The organism is Phascolarctobacterium faecium (assembly GCF_003945365.1).
GTDB classification, from domain to species: domain Bacteria; phylum Bacillota; class Negativicutes; order Acidaminococcales; family Acidaminococcaceae; genus Phascolarctobacterium; species Phascolarctobacterium faecium.
Genome location: NZ_AP019004.1, coordinates 1,852,678 through 1,872,413 on the forward strand (window position 1 = coordinate 1,852,678; position 19,736 = coordinate 1,872,413).

At 48.7% G+C, this 19,736-nt stretch carries 12 protein-coding genes; 1 reads left to right on the top strand and 11 read right to left on the bottom strand.

The features are described 5' to 3' along the window. Position 1 precedes the first annotated feature (1 nt). The 5 genes from PFJ30894_RS08975 to ybaK all read right to left on the bottom strand — a co-directional run bounded on the left by PFJ30894_RS08975 (position 2) and on the right by ybaK (position 7,186). The gene (locus PFJ30894_RS08975; RefSeq protein ID WP_021717163.1) at positions 2–2,233 is read right to left on the bottom strand and encodes a RelA/SpoT family protein; all 2,232 of its coding nucleotides are present in this window, start codon (positions 2,231–2,233) and stop codon (positions 2–4) included. Between the two features lie 12 nt (positions 2,234–2,245). Continuing rightward, on the bottom strand, positions 2,246–4,597 hold the full coding sequence (gene recJ, locus PFJ30894_RS08980) for a single-stranded-DNA-specific exonuclease RecJ (protein WP_125669624.1): 2,352 nt from the start codon (positions 4,595–4,597) through the stop codon (positions 2,246–2,248). Continuing rightward, positions 4,594–4,941, bottom strand: a complete 348-nt coding sequence (locus PFJ30894_RS08985; protein WP_125669625.1) for a LapA family protein — start codon at positions 4,939–4,941, stop codon at positions 4,594–4,596. Before PFJ30894_RS08985 ends, recJ begins: the two co-directional genes overlap by 4 nt. A 193-nt stretch (positions 4,942–5,134) precedes the next feature. Then, on the bottom strand, positions 5,135–6,628 hold the full coding sequence (gene thrC, locus PFJ30894_RS08990) for a threonine synthase (RefSeq protein WP_113077706.1): 1,494 nt from the start codon (positions 6,626–6,628) through the stop codon (positions 5,135–5,137). 81 nt (positions 6,629–6,709) lie between these two features. After that, a complete protein-coding gene (ybaK, locus tag PFJ30894_RS08995) occupies positions 6,710–7,186 on the bottom strand; it encodes a Cys-tRNA(Pro) deacylase (RefSeq protein WP_021717167.1) in 477 nt (158 codons plus the stop codon). Positions 7,187–7,300: 114 nt separating this feature from the next. On the opposite strand from ybaK, the gene nadE reads away from it, so the two are divergent. After that, positions 7,301–9,208 (top strand): NAD(+) synthase, encoded by a 1,908-nt coding sequence (gene nadE / locus PFJ30894_RS09000; RefSeq protein ID WP_125669626.1) that lies wholly within the window; start codon positions 7,301–7,303, stop codon positions 9,206–9,208. Between the two features lie 100 nt (positions 9,209–9,308). Here nadE and PFJ30894_RS09005 read toward each other — a convergent pair whose 3' ends face one another. The 6 genes from PFJ30894_RS09005 to PFJ30894_RS09030 all read right to left on the bottom strand — a co-directional run bounded on the left by PFJ30894_RS09005 (position 9,309) and on the right by PFJ30894_RS09030 (position 19,715). Further along, complete coding sequence (locus PFJ30894_RS09005; RefSeq protein ID WP_125669961.1) at positions 9,309–12,083, bottom strand: hybrid sensor histidine kinase/response regulator; 2,775 nt, start codon at positions 12,081–12,083, stop codon at positions 9,309–9,311. Between the two features lie 375 nt (positions 12,084–12,458). Then, positions 12,459–15,806 carry an autotransporter outer membrane beta-barrel domain-containing protein gene (locus PFJ30894_RS09010; RefSeq protein ID WP_167457056.1) on the bottom strand — a complete coding sequence of 1,116 codons (3,348 nt, stop codon included), beginning with the start codon at positions 15,804–15,806 and terminating at the stop codon, positions 12,459–12,461. 47 nt (positions 15,807–15,853) lie between these two features. Further along, complete coding sequence (locus PFJ30894_RS09015; RefSeq protein WP_125669628.1) at positions 15,854–16,255, bottom strand: helix-turn-helix domain-containing protein; 402 nt, start codon at positions 16,253–16,255, stop codon at positions 15,854–15,856. Between the two features lie 410 nt (positions 16,256–16,665). After that, entirely contained in the window at positions 16,666–17,757 is a 1,092-nt protein-coding gene (locus tag PFJ30894_RS09020; RefSeq protein ID WP_370841031.1) for an alpha/beta hydrolase, read from the bottom strand. Position 17,758: 1 nt separating this feature from the next. After that, positions 17,759–18,589, bottom strand: coding sequence for an SDR family oxidoreductase (locus PFJ30894_RS09025; RefSeq protein ID WP_125669629.1), 831 nt, complete (start codon positions 18,587–18,589; stop codon positions 17,759–17,761). Between the two features lie 61 nt (positions 18,590–18,650). Then, the gene (locus PFJ30894_RS09030) at positions 18,651–19,715 is read right to left on the bottom strand and encodes an alpha/beta hydrolase (RefSeq protein ID WP_125669630.1); all 1,065 of its coding nucleotides are present in this window, start codon (positions 19,713–19,715) and stop codon (positions 18,651–18,653) included. Between the last annotated feature and the right edge of the window lie 21 nt (positions 19,716–19,736).

Here is a 19,736-nt window from a genome sequence, read left to right on the forward strand (position 1 = left end):
GTCAGCCTCCCTGTCCGTTGGAAATCATTCTTTCCACACTGTAAACGCCTTTCATGCGTTTTATTTTATTCATAATATTATCCAGCTGTTCCAGATTACTGATATCAATACCCATACTGATATTCGCCATCTTATGCTTATCGATACGGCAATTCAGCGCATTGATATTCAGCTTCGATTCGCTCATCACCATCATAATATCAGCCATCATACCGGGCCTGTCGCCGGCAGAGATAATGATATTGACCTTATACAGAGAATCTGTCGCAATATCCCAGGCTACCTCTATCAAACGGTTCTGCTCCTCAGGATTATTGCTCATTACATTGGGGCAGTCCCTGCGATGCACCGAAATACCGCTGCCGCGAGTGATATACCCGATAACCGGATCGCCCGGAATCGGATTACAGCAGCGCGCCAGTTTGACCATAATGCCCTCTTCGCCCTTGACTAAAATGCCATGACTGGACTTAGCCTTAGAACGGCGCGGCTTCAACTCGGCCAGCAGCTGCGACAGGTCTTTCGTTGTCGTCAGCTTCTGCTCTTTCTTATACAGCTCTACCAGCTTAGACATCACACTGTTGAGCGTGATCCCGCCATAACCGATAGTCGCCATCAAATTTTCTTCGTTCTCTAAACGCAGCTGAGCGCTGACATCCTTCAGTTTATCACTTTTCAGCAAAATCTTGGTGTCATAACCCAGACGTTTGCATTCCTTTTCCAGCATTTCGCGGCCTTTGATGATATTCTCCTCACGCCGCTCCTTCTTGAACCAGGATTTGATCTTGTTGCGGCTGTCAGAAGAACCGACGATATTCAGCCAGTCACGGCTGGGGCCTGCTGCCTGCTTCGAGGTAATGACCTCGACGATATCGCCGTTGCTGAGCTTATAATCAAGCGGTACGATACGTCCGTTTACCTTAGCGCCGACGCAGCGGTTGCCGACATCCGTATGGATACGGTACGCAAAATCGATCGGCACAGCACCTACCGGCAAATCAATAACGTCGCCGCGCGGCGTAAATACAAACACCTCATCGGCAAAAACATCCATCTTTACCGTGTTCACGAAATCACGTGAATCGCTCATATCCTGATGCCATTCCAGCAGCTGACGCAGCCATGACAGCTTGGCATCAAAAGTTTTATCACCGCCGGCAGACGGAGCAGGCTTGCTGCCGCCGCTTTCCTTATAACGCCAATGGGCCGCGATACCATATTCAGAAATGCGGTGCATCTCAAAAGTCCTGATCTGGATCTCCAGCGGCTGCCCGTTGCCATACAGCACCGTAGTATGCAGCGACTGGTACATATTCGACTTCGGTACAGCAACATAATCCTTAAAGCGCCCAGGTATAGGACGCCACATGCTGTGCACAACGCCCAGAGTGCCGTAGCAGTCCTTAACGCTGTCTACCAGCACACGGATCGCCAGCAGATCATAAATCTCACTCAGTTCCTTATGGTCGCGCAGCATCTTTTTATGGATACTGTAAAAATTCTTGGGCCGCCCCTGGATCTCGCACGTAATATTCATCGAATCAAGATGCTCTTTGATCTCACCCATAGCAGAATGGACCATTGCCTCACGCTCGCGGCGTTTGACCTTGACCTGCTCGACCAGATCATAATAGATCTCCGGCTCCATATAACGGAACGCCAGATCCTCCAGCTCCCACTTAATGGTATAAATACCCAAACGGTGAGCCAAAGGCGCATAGATCTCCATCGTTTCGCGCGAAATAGACTGCTGCTTATGCACCGGCATAAATTTCATCGTCCGCATATTATGCAGCCTGTCGGCCAGTTTTATCATAACTACGCGGATATCCTTGGCCATCGCCAGAAACATCTTACGGTAGTTTTCGATCTGCTGCTCTTCCTTGGAAATATACTCGATCTTGCCTAACTTCGTAACGCCGTCCACCAGATCGGCTACCTTCTGCCCGAAGCTCTCTTTCAGGGAATCCAGGCTGATATCAGTATCTTCCACCACATCATGCAAAAAAGCTGCCGCCAAGGTCAGTTCGTCCAGCTGGAGCTGCGATAAGATCGTAGCTACCCCAAGCGGATGAATGATATAAGGCTCGCCCGACTTGCGGCGCTGGCTGGCATGAGCCTCAGCAGCCACGTCATAAGCCTTACGTACAAACTCCACCTGTTCCTTATTCAAATAGCTTTCGATCGTCGCAAAAAAATCCTCCACACAAACAACATTTCCTGTTTCAGGCATCTTAGCACTTCCTTATTTATTGAATCTGTTTCCCTGCCACAGCCCAATGATCTCCTCCGGACTGATCTGTATATTTCTCTGACAGCTTGCAAAAGCCGCCCGTCCCTCTTCCTGCAATCCCCTGAACGTCGGCGAATTCTGCAAATCATTTTTCTGCAAACTACCAAAACTGATCTTACCATGCTCATCACGGATAAAATCCAGCTCCTCAAACACCTTCAAGGCCTCCTCCGAAATATCGGTGGCCGACCGGAGCAAATCAGCCCTGTCGATAACGGCCTGCTGACGCAGCGTACAGGCCAGCTCCTTATAAGCGTGTACCAGCCGGCTTCGTCCCGGATAAAGCTTTTCCAGCTCTGCGCACAATTTATCAGCCTCAGCCCTGGTATATAAAAGCAGCAGCCGTTTACCGCTTCTATCAGGCACAGGCAAAGCGCCGTTTATAAATATCTCCCGCTGCGGGAAATCATAAAAAATAATATTCTCTGCCGTCGCCTCGGCCTGCTCGCCATAAGCAAGCACCTGCACGTCCGGCATCATACTTACAGATCCCGGCGCAAAGTCGGTGTTATTTACATATATTACTGTTTTTTTGCTTGTTTGTAAAATATTTTTCAGTACGGTTTCCTTGCTGACATTGCAGTTACGATAATCATAAACCTGCAGCGCCTGGTCAAAATCAACCACCTGCAGATTCACGCTTTCCTTATCCTTCCAGACGTTCAGCTTCGGCATAAACGCCAGATCGACAACCGCGTTATTATAAAGGCAGGCCAAATCAGCCGCACCGTTCCACATAATACTGTGATAATTGTACTTGCCGTAATCGGTATAAAAACGCAGATGGTTATTATCACGTCCGAAAGCCTTGGGATAATGCACCACCGCATCCTTAAAGGCAAACAACGGCGGCTGGTTATCACAGCCCAGCGGTTCCAGCATCGCCAGTTCCCTGACCAGCTGCAGCGAAACCTCCTCGTTTTTATCCAGCAGACACTCTATCTTCAGGCGCGGCTGATAATCAGCAGGTTCCAACCGCCCCCTGACCACACCCAGAAAACGCTTTTTAAAAGACTCTACCCTGGCCGCGCGCAGCGTCAGACCAGCCGCCTGATGATGACCGCCAAACTGCAGCAGCAATTCGCTGCACTCGTTCAAAGCACTGTACAGATCCAGGGCCGGGATACTGCGGCAGCTGCCTTTAGCCGCCTCGCCGTCAATACTGATCAAAATCGTCGGCAAATGATATTTATCCACCAGCCTTGAAGCCACGATACCGATCACGCCGGCATGCCAGCCCTCTTTAGCCAGCACGATCGCCGTTTCGATCCGCTCCTGCTGTGCCAGCATCGCTTCAGCCTCAATAAATATCTTGCGGCTGATCTCCTGACGCAAAGCATTTTCCGCATTCAGCTGTTCGGCAACCATATCTGCTTTAGCAGCATCGTCAGTAACCAAAAGCTCTACTGCCGACTGAGCGTGCTCCAAACGGCCTACAGCGTTCAGCCGCGGCGCCAGAATAAAGCCGATGTTCTCAGCCGAAATATTCTGCTGCGGACAGCCACTATGTTCAATAAGCTTCTGTAAGCCTACGATCCCGGTATTTTCCATCGCCGCCAGCCCCAGCTTCACCAGCGCGCGGTTTTCGCCGCGCAGCGGCACGATATCGGCTACCGTGCCCAAAGCCACAAGCTCGGTCAGTTCCGACCATAAGGGCTCCGTCAAATGCTGCATCTGATGCAGCGCCTGACACAGCTTAAAAGCCACGCCCACGCCGGAAAGATACTTAAACGGATATCTGCAGTCGCGCTGATGCGGATTAACGATCGCGTAAGCCGCCGGCAAAACATCCGGCGGCGTGTGATGATCGGTAATGATGATCTCCAGCCCTGCCGGGGCAGCAGCCACCTCGTCTACGCCGCTGATACCGCAGTCAACTGTCACCAAAAGCGTCGTACCTGCTTCGGCCAAAGCCGCCAGCGCTTCGTTGTTCAGTCCGTAGCCTTCATTTTTTCTTTTGGGGATATACGTGTTGACCTTGGCGCCAAGCCCCTGCAAATACAAATACAGCAATGAACTGGCGCTGATACCGTCAACGTCATAATCACCATAAACAGTGATCTGTTCACCGTTTTTTACAGCCTCTAAAATACGCTCGGCGGCCTTCTGCATATCCTTCATCAGCAAAGGCTCATGAAACGGCTGCTCGCTGCCGAACAAAAATTCTCTGATCTCTTCTTTTTCCCTGACGCCCCGGTTCAGCAACACGCTGACCACCACAGGCGAAACCCCCAGATCGGCAGCTATGCCTGCAGCATATTCTCTGTCACACTTCTGCAACTGCCAAATCTTTCGTTTCCTCATTCGTCTGCCGCCGTTACTGCCGGTTCAGCCTTAGCAGCAGCTTCTTTATGTAATTTCTGCGTATGCATCAGCATCGCAACTTCCTCACGCAGCTTGGCATTGTCCTTTTGCAGGGCCGCCATCTCTTCGCGGGTCTTTTTATCTTGCAGATAATGCTTCGCCTTCATCATCAGGGTAAAAAACAAGGTTGCCAAAGCACCCAGCAGGGCCGAACCCAGAATAACGATCACTAAATTCATCTGCATCGTCCATACAGCAAAATTAAGCGACACGCTAACAGCATTCTGCACTGCAAACACAGCCACAATAACACTGATAAATAAAGTAAAAAACAAATATGGCATTTTCTTCAGCTCCTAACCTCTACAAATTTTTATAACAGTAATTATTCGAGAATTTACCTCAAAATCCCTGCTTTTTCCTTCAATATTAAATAAAAAAAGTAATAATCATACATTTTATATCAAACTTTACTAAATAAAAAACGCCTACTGCCGAAGCAGTAAGCGCTTAATTCTGTTATCAAAGCTGTGTACATCACAGTTTCAGTGCCGTCTCCACCGCTTTTTTCATATCGGCAGATTCGATCACTTCCTGATGCAGGATCGGCATTTTCTCCATCGCCAGCATTGGCTCCGGTATAGGCAAGCCGCTCAAAGCATGCAGCTTACGCAAACCGTCAAACGGCTCCAGTTTAGCGTCCTCCTCACTGCCTGCAGCTTCCAGCACCACATCACTGAATTTATACGGACTGGCCGTAGAAAGCACGATACAATATGTATCATCGCTGGATACCAGGCGATACTTTTCGCAGGCCCGCCAGGCTACCGCAGTATGCGGGTCCATCAAATATTCATTATCATTGAAAACGCGCCCGATGGTTTCCTTCGTTTCCAGCTCATCGACCCAGGCTCCAAAGAATTCTTCCAGAATCCTGTTGTTGACCTTTTCTCCGACATTATAAGTTCCATTGGCCGTCAGCTGCTGCATCCATTCCGACACCTTTGCGGCATCGTCTTCAGTAATGCTGTACAACAAACGCTCCAAATTGCTTGAAACCAGAATATCCATCGACGGCGAAACAGTTTTATAAAACTCGCGGCGTCTGTCATAAATACCGGTATTGATAAAATCGCTCAGAACATTATTGCTGTTGGAAGCGCAGATAAACTTTGCCACCGGCAGCCCCATAAGCTTGGCATAATAGCCGGCCAGGATATCACCGAAATTGCCGGTCGGCACCGCAAAATTGATCTTTTCACCCGCTTTGATACGGCCATTGGCCACAGCATCGCTGTAAGCGCTGAAATAATACACGATCTGCGGTACCAGACGCCCCCAGTTGATCGAATTGGCCGAGCTGAACACATAGCCCTTTCTCTGCAGCTCCTCTTCCAGCGCAGTATCGCCGAAAAGCTCTTTGACGCCGCGCTGAGCATCGTCAAAATTGCCCTGGATGCCGATAACGCGTACGTTATCACCGGCCTGCGTCAGCATCTGGCGTTTCTGGATCGCGCTTACGCCGTCTTCAGGATAGAAAACGATGATCTCGGTATCCTTTACATTAGCAAAGCCTTCCAATGCCGCCTTGCCGGTATCGCCTGAAGTAGCCACCAAAATAACCACTTTATTGCTCTCGCCTGTCTTGGCTATCGCTTTCGTCAAAAGATGCGGCAGGATCTGCAGCGCCATATCCTTAAAGGCCGAAGTCGGGCCATGCCATAACTCCAGCACATCCGTACTTTCATTCACCTTACGCAAAGGCACAGGTTCAGCGCCGAATTTAGTCTGCGAATAAGCAGCATCGGCACATTCAAATAATTCTTCTTTAGTATAATCGGTCAAAAACAGCGATAAAATCGCCACAGCCCGTTCTTTATAAGTCATACTGCGCATGGACACAATCTCGCCCAGCGAAAGTTCCGGGAATTTCTGCGGTACGAACAGACCGCCGTCGTCAGCCAGACCACGGGTAATAGCATGCGCCGAGCATACCAGGTCAGTTTTGCCGCGGGTACTTACAAATAACATTGCAGGAACCTCACTTTCATTAATTCACTACGGAGAAATCATACCACATTTGTATTTTCCAAACAAGTATTTTCTATGTATTTAGAAAGTCAAAGACGCCACAACAGCCCGTGTTGCCTGCTGTAAATCAGCCGGAGCCGCTACGATCTGCATACCGCGCACACCGGCGCTGACAGCTATCTCGTCCCAGCTGTTGCTGCTGGCATCCATATATACAGGATAATTCTTTTTAGCCCCCAATGGCGAACAGCCGCCGCGAATATAACCAGTCAGCGGCAGTACCTCTTTTAAAGGCACCAGCTCGGCCCGCTTATTACCGCTGGCTTTAGCCAAAGCCTTCAGGTCCAGCTCGCCGTCACCCGGTATACAGGCAAAAATAACTCCTGTTTTATCACCGCGCACTACCAGCGTTTTAAAAACCTGGGCTGCTGGCATTCCAACCTCGGCCGCTACATGCACAGCGTCCAGATGCTCCTCGTCCACAGTATATTCCATCAGGCGGTACGCGATCTTCAGTTCATCAAGCCTGCGCGCCGCATTGGTTTTTTTCTGTTTCATAACTTCCTGCCTCCTCTGGAAGTGGCATAACCGCCTTCCTTCTGCTATAATAACATCATAGGTTTTTAAACGCAAATACAAAAAGCTTTCAGCAAACTTTAAAAGAGGTGTACTGTGGCACTTAAAATAGCCTGCGGGCAAATAGAAATCATTGCCGGGCGACCGGACCTCAACACTAAAAAGATCCTGCACCATATGGATATGGCCTGCCAAAACGGCATCGACATCCTGCTGCTGCCAGAGCTGGCAGTACCGGGCTACTTTTTAGGCGACCTGTGGGAGCAAACAGCCTTCATCGAAGACTGCGCCGCTTACGGCGACAAGATCATCGCCGCTACGGAAAACTGCGGCGAGCTGTGCGTAATCTTCGGCAATATCGCCGTCGATAACAGCAAACGCAATGAAGACGGACGCGCCCGCAAATACAACGCCGCCTTTGCCGCGCAGCACGGCAAGCTGCTGACTAACGGCACCCTGCCCTATGATTTTATCGTAAAAAATGCCCTGCCCAACTACCGCGAATTTGATGACAACCGTCATTTTTACGGCTTACGGCAGCTGGCTCTGGAACTGGACAAACAGGTTGCCGGGCTGCACCAGCCGCTCACTGTCACCGCCCACGGCGAAACCGTCAAACTGGGCCTGATGCTGTGCGAAGACGGCTGGACCGAAAACTACTTTTTAGATGTGCCTCAGCTGCTGGCGCAGCATGGCGCCGAACTTTTATGCAACATCTCCTGCTCCCCCTTCAGCATCAACAAAAACAGCAAACGGCACCGGCTTTTCGGCAGCGCCGCGCAAAAAGCCGGCATCCCGCTCATCTACTGCAATAATGTAGGTATCCAGAACAACGGCAAAAACATCTTCACCTTTGACGGCTGCAGCTGTGTTTACGGCTCTGACGGCTGGCTGCTCACCGATGCGCCCATGTATGCAGAAGCAACGCTCTGCGCCGGCTGGGACAGCAAAGCCAAAGCTATCGACACCAGCGGCATCACCTCTGATCCCCGCAGTGAGATCGATGAGGTTTATCATAGCCTCCGCTACGGCTGCCAGCGTTTCCTTGAACAGGCAGGCATCGGCAAAATGACCATCGGACTTTCCGGCGGCATCGACAGCGCCGTCACCGCTGCCCTGTTTGTCGACATCCTGGGTCCTGACAACGTTCTGCTGGTCAATATGCCCAGCCGCTACAACTCGCCCATGACACAGACGATCGCCGAACAGACAGCTCAGTCACTGGGGGCCAACTATACCGTTATCCCTATCACCGAAAGCTGCCTGCATACCAGCGAACAGCTTACACAGACACCTATCCACAGTTATCATCAGCACCGAGATTTTCAACTTACAATCTCGCCGCTGATTTACGAAAATATTCAATCACGCGACCGCGGCTCCCGCGTCGTAGCAGGCCTGGCTGCTGCCTTTGGCGGCGCCTTCTCCTGCAACTCCAATAAAACCGAGCTCACCGTCGGCTACGCCACCTTTTACGGCGACATCTGCGGCGCGCTGGCACCTATCGGCGACCTGTGGAAGCACCATGTTTACGAACTGGGACGCTACCTGAACGACAAAGTATTTCAGCGTCAGGTACTGCCGGAAGCGATCTTCACGATCCGTCCCAGCGCCGAACTTTCCTCCGAACAGACAGTAGGCACCGGCGGCGACCCGCTGGTCTATCCCTATCACGATAAACTGTTCCGCAGCTTTCTCGAACAGTGGCGCAAAACATCGCCTGCCGAGATCCTGCTCTGGTACAGCGAAGGGACACTGGCGGAACATCTTGGCTGTGAAGCAGACATCATCAGCGAAGCCTTCCCGGACGCACGCAGTTTTATCGCCGATCTGGAACACTGGTGGAAACTGATGCACACACTGGCAGTTGCCAAACGTATCCAGGCGCCTCCCATTGTCAGCATCACCCGGCGCGCTTATGGCTACGACCACCGCGAAGCACAGCTCACACCTTACTTCCCGCGCGAATACCATCGCTTGAAAGCGCAGCTTTTAAACGACTGATCCAGAATAAATAAAAGACCGTTCAGGTTAAACCTGAACGGTCTTTTTATTTCTCACTGCCATAACCTTTACAACGGTCCTCCCTGGCTGCTGATCACCGCTATACCAGCCATTTATACAGGGTAGCAAACAAGACCTCCAAATTGATCGGTTTCGTGATATGGTCGTTCATACCGGCATTTTTCGCCTTGCCGACATCAGTAACAAATGCGTTTGCCGTCAACGCCAGAATAGGTATCCTGACCGCATCCTGACGTGGCAGAGCACGAATCGCAGCTGTAGCCTCGTAGCCGTCCATGACCGGCATCTGAATATCCATCAGCACCACATCATAATACCCCGGTGCCGATCTCACAAACAGCTCCACTGCCGACTTGCCATTCTCAGCCGACTCAACCTGCAGCCCCTGCATTTCCAGCAGCTCGACAGCAATCTCACGGTTCAGCTCGTTATCCTCAACCAGCAGCACCCTTTTCCCTGCCAGTTCCTTATGCAGCTCCGGAACAGCCTCGCCGTCACAAGTATCTTTACAGGTATCACAAAACAGCTGCAGGACATGCAGCATCTTAGACTTAAATAACGGCTTGCTGATAAAAGCATCGGCCCCTGCATCAATAAATTCTTTTTCGATATTGGAATAATCATATGCTGAAATAATGATGATCGGCACCTTGGCCCCTACACGTCTCCGAATAACGCGGACAGTCTCCAAACCATCCATATCCGGCATTTTCCAGTCCAAAATAACGGCATAAAAATCATCACACCGTTCGTGCGCTTCCACTACCCGTTCTACTGCTTCAGCACCAGACAATACCCAGCTGCCGAGCATTCCAAGCTCCTGCAGCAGCATCGCCGCACTTTCGCACACCGCCAGCTCGTCGTCCACTACCAATACCGGCAGCCCGTTCAGCTCCTCATGCTCCTGCTCCTCTTTCAGCTGCAGCTCCAATGGTACAGACACAGTAAATATACTGCCAGCGCCGGGGCGGCTCTGCACCTCGATCGTGCCGTTCATCATCTGCACGATGTTCTGAGTGATCGCCAGGCCAAGTCCCGTGCCCTGTATCTTACTGATACTTTCATCTTTAGCGCGGGCAAACGGTTCAAAAATATGCTGCATATACTCATCCGGCACCCCGATCCCGTTATCAGTAAAAATAAATTCGTAATTGCCCTTTGTTGGCAGCTCCGATTTTAATTCATTGATCGTCAGACTGATCTTACCGCCCTCAGGCGTATATTTGATCGCATTGGAAAGCAGGTTCATAAATACCTGCTGCAGACGGTCTCCATCAGTTATCACATGCTCATTGCGTACATTAAAGATATTGACCTTGAACTCCTGCTGTTTCTCCACCATCATCGGCCGACAGATACTGACGATATTATCCACAACGTCCGGCAGGCTGACATCCTCCAGCACCAGATCTACCTTGCCGCTTTCGATCTTCGACATATCCAGCACCTCGTTGATCAAACGCAGCAAATGCATACTGGAAACATTGATCTTCCCCAGACAGCCGTTCACCTTCTCCGGTTCATGCAGGTTCGCCCTGGCAATCGCCGTCATACCAATGATCGCATTCATCGGCGTCCTGATATCATGCGACATCGACGACAAAAAATTGCTTTTAGCCAGATTTGCCACATGCAGAGACTGATACGCATCCTCTAAAGCACGGCGCTGCCGCTCCTGCTCCCTGCGCTCCTCAGTGATATCGATGCCCACGCTGTAAATAGACGGAATGCCATCCCAGCTGTCCTCACCGCTCACATAACAGAACGTAACCGTCAAATTCCTTACCTCGCCGCTGCGGGTCACAAACTTAAACTCAGCCACAGTATATTCGCCCGTTTTGGAAATAGAACGCATCAAAGAAGCGGCCCGCTCCCTGTCGTCAGGATGCACATAGGAACATTTGGAATGAAGCTCATGTATAAACTGCCCGGCTGTATAGCCCAGCATCTCCAAAAATTTGCCGCCATACCAAAGCACCGTTTCGCAATCCCTGGCGTCGACCCTGACCAGACCGCCGGGAATAGTTTTTAAGATCGCTTCCCGCTCCTGATCCTTCTTCGCCAGCTTATATTCGGCGCTCAGCATATCATGCGACAGCTCGATCCGCGACCTGCGCCCCTGCCAGTTAATAACTCTGTTTCTGATCATAAAAGTCTTTTTCAAATTGGGATTATCAAACTCCCACGCATAAACATCGTCCTCCGTCAGCAGCGCGTTATTGCAGAACGGACAAGGGCTGGTCCGTCCCTGAATGACCTCATAGCATTTTTTACCTGTTACCTCTGCCTTAGTAGTATGTAAAGTGGCGGCAGCCGTTTTATTCAAAAACAGCAGTTCATACGTTTCCAGATCGGAAATGTAAATATTCCCGACGTATTCGTCCATCATCCACTCAAAATAACGGGTCTTCTCTTCCAGCAGCTGGTCGCGTTCAGCTTTCAGCCGTGTCAGGTCGCTGATATCAGAATAAACTGCCAAAGCAACCTCACTGCCGTCCACTACCTCGCCCGTAATCACAGCGTCGATATTGATCCAGGCACAGCCACCATTTTTAAGCGGCCTGCGGCAATCGACCTTGGCCCTGCGTCCAGCTTTTTTTGAAGCAGCGGCAAATGCATTTTTGATTTTATGAAACTCTTCCCCGTGCCCTGCATAATATGCTTTGATACTGGGAAACAACTTCTGATATTCTGCTTTGGTAAAACCAGAACTTATATAAAAATTGTCATTCCCCCATAAAATCGTCAACTCATCATCCAAAAGCAACTTACAGACATTGATCCCCACACTGTCGAACAAAACATTATATTCAGCTACTGTATTCATTTCCCCAGGCTGCCCCTGCTCTTCCATCAAGATAAGCGCTCCTTTTAAAATCCGTTTAAAATAATATTTTCAGCAATTATATATTATTTTAACAAAAAAAAGCACACAACGCTATAACTAAAACAAATATTTTATAATTTTATCAGTAAAATACTGTTATATTTTTAAATCATTGTTTTAATTTATTATATTTCACGGTTTCAAAACACCCCTACCCCAATGCATAAAAAACTCCCCCAGGTCGTTTTATAAACCTGCCGGTCCATAAAACGACTTAAGCCTGTGATCCAAAGCGATTTATGGCTGCAGGCCAGATACACGCCGTGATCACTGCCGAGGAAGTAAAAAATATTATAATTTTAAAAATCAAGATAAAATCTAACCAGCTGTGTTTTTACTTATTTAAAAACTAAATCTCACGCCAGCATTGATCTGCCACTGTTTTTGAAAAGCACCGCCGAAAGAACGCGCCACATCAAAATAAAGGTCATTATTTTTGCCCAGCTCCAGTTCGCCGCCTAAATTCAGTTCCCACCAGCTGCCGCTGTAATCTCTGCAGTCGCGCAAGGTTTCATCTCCCAACGTCAGCACTGTGTCTGCTCTGCCGCCAAATTCATGCAGCAGGGAAGCCTTAATATAAGCACTGCTGCGCTGATACTTTTGACCCACTTCCATGCCTATACGACCTACGGCGCTGTTAATGCCTTCTGACTCAACTCTGATTCCATAATCAGTAACAGCGGCCTCTCCATTGATATGACTGACCATAAGCTGCGCCTGTGGTTCTAAATACACGCCCTGCTCACGCTGTAATCGTTTACCATATTCCAAGCTCAAAGCCGTGGCCCTGGACTTATAATCGCGTCTGTCAGCGGCGATACCAAAGGTATCGATATCGCCTTTCATCTGACCGTGCTTGAGCACGATATCTACTCTGTCGCCAGACTGGCTGTGTTTACTGCCATACAGCATTACAGCAGCTGTCTGCTGTTCGCCGCTGCCGTTGCCATAGCTCATATTTCCTTTGGCATATTCAAACGCAGCACCACCGAGCCACTCATTCATACTGCCGCCATCTCTGTCTTTAAATGCAGTGTCATAACCGATCTGATAAGTCTGATAATTATTTTTAAAGGCTTCGCCGCGCAGTTTGCCGTTGTTGATACGAGCCCATAAGCCATGTTCTGCCCGTGTTTCCTTCAGCTCGTCCAGCCGGCCCTGCAGCATATCACTGCTCAACACCCAGCTGGAATACATGCTGTCTGCCGTTTGCAGGATGCTACGGGCATCTTCTGTCGTTTCATTATGCAGACTCTCAAGATACCACTTGATACCGCCATCATTTTCATTGGAGATCTCTGTTTTATAAACATAGATCCCTCCTCTATAAATATCACTCGCTATAAAAGTATGCTCACCACTGGCATCATTTACCAGCAGCAAATGCAAGTCGTCACCCTGCCTTCTGCCGACTTCGCTGACCAGTATATTATACGTGCCTTTTGCATCACTGCTGCCGATAGACACGGTATCGCTTTGCCCCGTGCTAATATCGGCTCCCAGCACAAAAGTACCTCTGTCACCATTCAGCGTCCCGGTTTGTAATTTTTGGTAACCCGCTGCCTGCTCCATATCAATAACAGCATTATCACCGAAGTCGAGCCTGGTCAGATCACTATTGCCTGTCACTTTCCAAAAAGCACCGTTACGCAGCTTCATATTGATTTGTCCGTTACTTACAATGGCCGCCGCTCCTTCGTAATAAGAGTCGTCAGTCAGCAGATTTAGATCCAGCAGCCCACTGGTATGAGCTTGGATGTTGCCGGTCAGATAAACACTGCCGCTGCCTTCGCTGTTGACGGCAATACTGGCGCCGCTCTTATATGCTCTCAAAGCATAGCTTTGCCCCTTATTATCCAAAATAAGTCCTTTTTGAAAGTCAACTTTGCCGCCAGCAGTATAAACACCTACGCCTTGACCGACAGCATAAGTTTCTTTGGCATTACTTACACCAGTCTCGGCAACGATCTGCGCTGTTTCTTTAAAAACGATTTCCGCACTACCTGCACTATAGACCCCATACGCCGACCCGCTGCCGCTTTGCGCATGTACGGTAACAGCTTTATCTACTGTAACCTTACCGCCGGTATTAGCACTGATACCCATAGACGTACCTTTAGTACTGGTCGCTTTTATAGCCGCTGCTCCCTTAAGCTCAACATCGCCGTTACTGAAGCAGCTGATACCTGCAGCGCTGCCAGCACCGGCAACTTCTATAACGGTATTACCGCCGATCTGCGTCAAAGCACGATCGGACGATATCCCGCCATTATTATTGCTGTTGATACCTATAACGTTCCCGGTATCAGAAACAGCTTTGATCTGCGCATCTTCCACAACCTCAACCTTACCGCCGTTCCAGCTCCAAAGTCCTGTCACTGCGCCGCCATCACTTTTACCAGCAACCTTTACAGCTCCGTTCATCTTTACTTCAGCGCCGCTAAAGCCCTGCACGCCTCTGATTTCTCCGCTGCCGCTGACTACATCAACAGCCGTCAGACCAGTTACATCAATCAGACTGCCGCTGCCCGAAGCAAAAAGTCCATACCCATAGTCACCTGCGGTTTTGACGTTGACCTGCAAACCCTGCTGCGCCGTCAAGGATGAACCGTTTTGAATACATGCTCCGGCCGCCACATTTTTAGTGTTATTATTAGTCTCCGCCGTTAAAACTGCCTGCTTGGCAAAATTTATTTTGGCATCAGGAAAATATGCACATACAGCAACACAACCAACATAATCATCTAAACCATCATTATTATAGGCTGTGATCTGGGTCTCACCGCTGAAATTGATATTCGTCTTAATGGTGTCCGCTGGATTTACAAGACTGCCATCAACATAAATGCCAAAAGCACCGCCTGTTAAAATAGTCTTATCCGCCTCAAAATTCAATATATTATCTTTATCACGCTCTGTCACCGAAACAGCAGCGCCGCCAACAGTGCCATCAGCATCTGTAGTTTTGATGACGGTTTCCCTGCCTTTCAGCGTCAGACTGCCGCCAGCTACCTCGATTCCCGGACCACCTGTATCCCGCTTTCTATCCTCGGGATTATTTTCGATCAGTACACTGCCCTCAGTATTATCAAAACTGAAACTGCCGCCATTGACATAGATCCCCGTAGCCGAATTGATCTTCAAACTGTCGGCATTTTCAGTAAAAATAACTTTACTTGCCGCACCAGTAACCATTATACCCATGCTTGACTGTGTAAGATTACCTTCGCCGATATTAGTCACTGCATTGTCAAACACGATACTGGCGCCGCTATTAGCATGAATTGTATAGTTACTTTTTGGATATTCTGTCAGATCTGTCACATCCAGCGTCCCGCCGGTAAAAGTCAGGCTGCCGGTCGAACCAGTCGCCAAAATATTACCGGTATTTAAAGGGCTCACGCCAGTACCCTTGCCTGTCAGCGTCAGCTTGTCACCAACAGCTACCGTCACGGTCTTGCCGCTCACTTTGATTGGTTGAAAAGAGTTGCTCCCTTTATTCTCAACTGTGTTCTCCCCTGTAAAGGTATACTTCACTTCGCCGCTGACAATATCGACCTCTTTAATACTGTCATAATCTGTTTCATTGCCTGTAATTGCAGAATTATACTCTGTAGCACCGCCCTCTTTACAGACATTCATCAGCAATAAACTCAAAAGCACCGCTTTCCCTAACCTTTTTCTTGTCACTGTTTCCATCCCTTTCCCTTGTTACCGGTCAATTTTTACTTAAACAGTTATCTGTAAGAGCAAATATTTCGCTGTATCTGCAGCAGCTTCAGCAGCAACCGCACTTCCTCAAGCGAATACTGCTCCTGCCCCTCAGCATCAGTACCGCACCTGCTTTTACACTCACTTTTGCCTTTGTTTTCTGCCTCTTCACCTCCATCTGTACAATGTGCTCCAGCCCACTCGACCGCCGCAGCCCTATCCAGCAGTTCTTCGAGCGAACATCCTAAAACATTGGCGCTGCGTACCAGCAGCTTTAAGCTCACCAGCACGTTATTATGCTCAATATTGCTCAGATGCGTCTGGCTGATACCAAGCCGCTCGGCCAGCTGGTGCTGATTAAGCTGACGAACACTACGCAGCAGCTTGATATTGCTGCCGATACGCAGCAGGCATTTTTCATCGTACATCTTCCACCTCCACCTTCTATGTCTCTTGCACACTTTGGGTCAAAACATTTAAACAGGAGCGTTTTTATTTGTTCAGCATCAAAAATATTTGTTTCAATAATATTTATATGCATTATAGCACGTTTGTACCCCCCCGCAAGACACTTACTTTGAGCCTGTGTAAAACGTCTGCGAGTCTTGCCAGGCGCATTACGCCAGCGGCTTTAAAACTGTCGGCGTCTGCGCTTTTATAATGGCATTATTACCCGCATGTTTTAAAAGCTGCCTAAAACTATTGCCTAAATTTCACGTGCAGCGGCTGCCTGTGCAAGCCTGCAACAGTTTATCACCATAATAAAAACGCCTGCTTTGAAAGCAGGCACTGCAAAAATAAAACACGCACAATTTATTTGTGCGTGTTTTAGCTAACTTTAAATATCCAGTTTTTTTTCATGCAGCCACTTTTCCAGTAACACTGCTATTTCCTGATTATTCATATCCGAAAACGGAAAATGCGTGTTGCCTTTTATTCCTATTTCCGGTAAATGAACCACGGCAGCGTCGCCGCCGTGACGGTTGACAGCATCTGCAAATAAGCGAGCCATCTGTAAGCGCACGCGCCAATTATCCTTGTTCCATTCCGCTGTAGGCACAGCAGGAATGTTATCACCATAATAGATGACTATTGGTATTTTAGTCAGCTTCTGAAAATCTTCTAACGCTATTTCCCTTCCCGCTAAAGCTCCGAAAGGACTTGTGGTTTCCAGCGGTTCAGGTACCTCTCCTGCGGAAAAAATAAACCCGCTGCCCGGTTCATAGGCAACGACCGCACGGATTTCAGGATTTTTTATAGCTGCCAGCCAGCCCGGACCGCCCCCCTGTGAATGGGTAACTAAAATTCCCGGTCCAGATTTATCAAATACTGCAGCTACAGCAGCACTGATAATATTTTCATCAAATGCACCCGTATTGGGAGTCATTTGTCTGAAAAACTGATTTAACGCTTCCTGATTTTTTGAAAACTGTACTCCCTCAAAAAACTCGGGCCAGTTCCCCAACCTGAAATTGCTGAACCATAACTGGTCATAGGTGGCGGCACTGATATTTTCTGCCGCCGTTGACTGCCCCGCTCTACCGCGGCGAGGCTGATCAATAAGATAGGTGCTGTAGCCTTTGCCTAAAAAAATATTTTGAAACCCATCTCTGCCATCAGGGGTAGTTTCCCAGGTTTTAGCCGATTGCCCGGCACCATGCAGAAAAACTAACGGATATTTATGAGCTTTAGCCGGCTTTTGATAAAAAACATATGCGTGATCTCCGTGCAGCGACTGGCCGGACTGATCGCTCGGAACCCTGTAATTAAAACTTCCGTCAGATCTTACTACCGTGCCGCCGGCGGCAAAACTGCCCTGCTCGGCTATTAAAACTGGTTTTTCAAAGGCCTGAACTGATGTTGCTGCGGCAAACGTCAATACCATCAGCGCTAAAACTTTAGCCGCTTTTGCTTTAAGCACCTCTCTCACCTCACTTATCTGGTTTTAACGGTCCATAGAAATAAGCTGCTGTTGCGCCGCCATCAATCAAAAAATCTGCACCGGTGATAAATGCTCCCTGCTGGCTCAGCAGCAATTCGGCTACGTTGGCAACTTCATCCGCCGTTCCGGGGCGGCCTGCCGGGCATTTTGCAAACATATTTTTATAAAACTCTCCTCTGGGGCCGGTAAATTCATCAAGCGCAAACGGCGTTACGATAATGCCGGGCGAGATAGAGTTTATACGCGCACCTTTTACGCCCCATTTGATAGCTTCTGCCATTACACGTTTTACATTACAGCGTTTAGCCATTTGATACGCATGCAGTGTGTCTTTGATATTGGCCGGCTTTAATACTTCCAGCTGCAGCAGTTCTTCTGCCGGTGTAACAGCAAGCTGTTCGTCTGTTTCCGCACCTAAGGCAGCCATTCTGTGCCCAGACTGGCTGGATATCGTAACACCAGTACCACCAGCTTTGATCACTTTTCCTACTTCTTCCAACAAAACTGCTGTACCGTATAGATCCACTTTTAAAATAGTTTCGACAGAGGCCTGACTGGGTGAAACCCCGGCAGCATTGATAAGCATTGCGATCTCACCATATTTCTGCGCTGCAGCTATCATATTTAAAATTGATTTGCGCGAGGAAATATCCGCTTCTACCGCTACAGCGTCAAATCCGGCCTCAGCCATTATTTTAGTTACGGTTTGGGCGTTGTTTATATTTTTATCACTAACTACAATTTTTTTACCATGACCCATTCTTCTGGCGATCGCCAGGCCAATTTGTCCGGCACCAGTTAAAAGTATTACGTCCTGCATATACAAAAACTCCTTTCTTCAACATGCTGATACAATTTATTTTACTGCTGAATGCTGCTGGTTACAGATGTGCGCCGTAAAAATCCTGTAATTTGGCAACAAACTGATTTACATACTGCGGCTGATAATAAGTTTGGATATGGGTTGCTCCGTCTACTAAAAACAGTTCTTTCTCCTGGGTGCCGGTTGCTTTCTGGAAGGCTTCCTGCGACATATACAGCGAATCTGCTTTACTGCCGGCCATCATCAGCAGCGGCTGGTCAATCAGCTCGATATTATCGGTCGCATCCCACGACATCAGTTTCATTAAACTGCTGGTTGTATAAGCAAAGGTAGAATTGGGATGTCTGTGAGTTTTGCCATAATACATCATCCCTTCACGATAAAGGTCATTAGTTATTTTATTGATGCTTTCTTCCGTCAGCGCGTCAAAATCAACTGTGCCTGAATAAGCAATTTTACCAGTGGCGATTTCTTCTGCCCGCGCGTCAGAAGCCTGCTGCAGACGTTCCTGAACTGTATCCAGCTGGCTGTTCATATAGCCGTTCCTTCTTACCTGTCCGGAATTGAACATACTTAAGGTCGCAACTGCTTTAAAGCGTTTGTCTGATTTGGCTGCATTCAAAGTATAACCGCCTCCGCCGCAGATGCCTAAAACTCCCAGTCGCTCTTTATCTACCCCGGCATATTCGGAGATAAAATCTGCCATACCATGAATATCCTCTGTCCGAAAATAGGGTTTATCTATATTACGGGGCGTGCCGCCACTTGCTCCCTGATAGGCAGCATCGGCAGTGATCGTAACGTAACCGAGCTCGGCTAAACGCTGAGCATAAAGCCCCGCTACCTGTTCTTTTACCCCGCCATTGGGATGCGCTACTACTATCGCGGCATATTTTTTATCGCTGCTGTAATCTGCCGGAGTGTACACATTAGCGGCAATTTTTAAGCCGTGCAGCTTATACTTTACCGGATGAATATTTACCTGTCCGGCCACGTTTTTAGTTATCGCGCCCTGATAGACCAAACCGTATTTATTGCTTTCTTCTGCAGAAGCTGCCCCGCTGAAGCCAATGCCTAGCGCTAACACCAAACCAGATAATAGTAATTTTTTAGTAAATTTCATAATAACCTGTTCCTTCTTTCT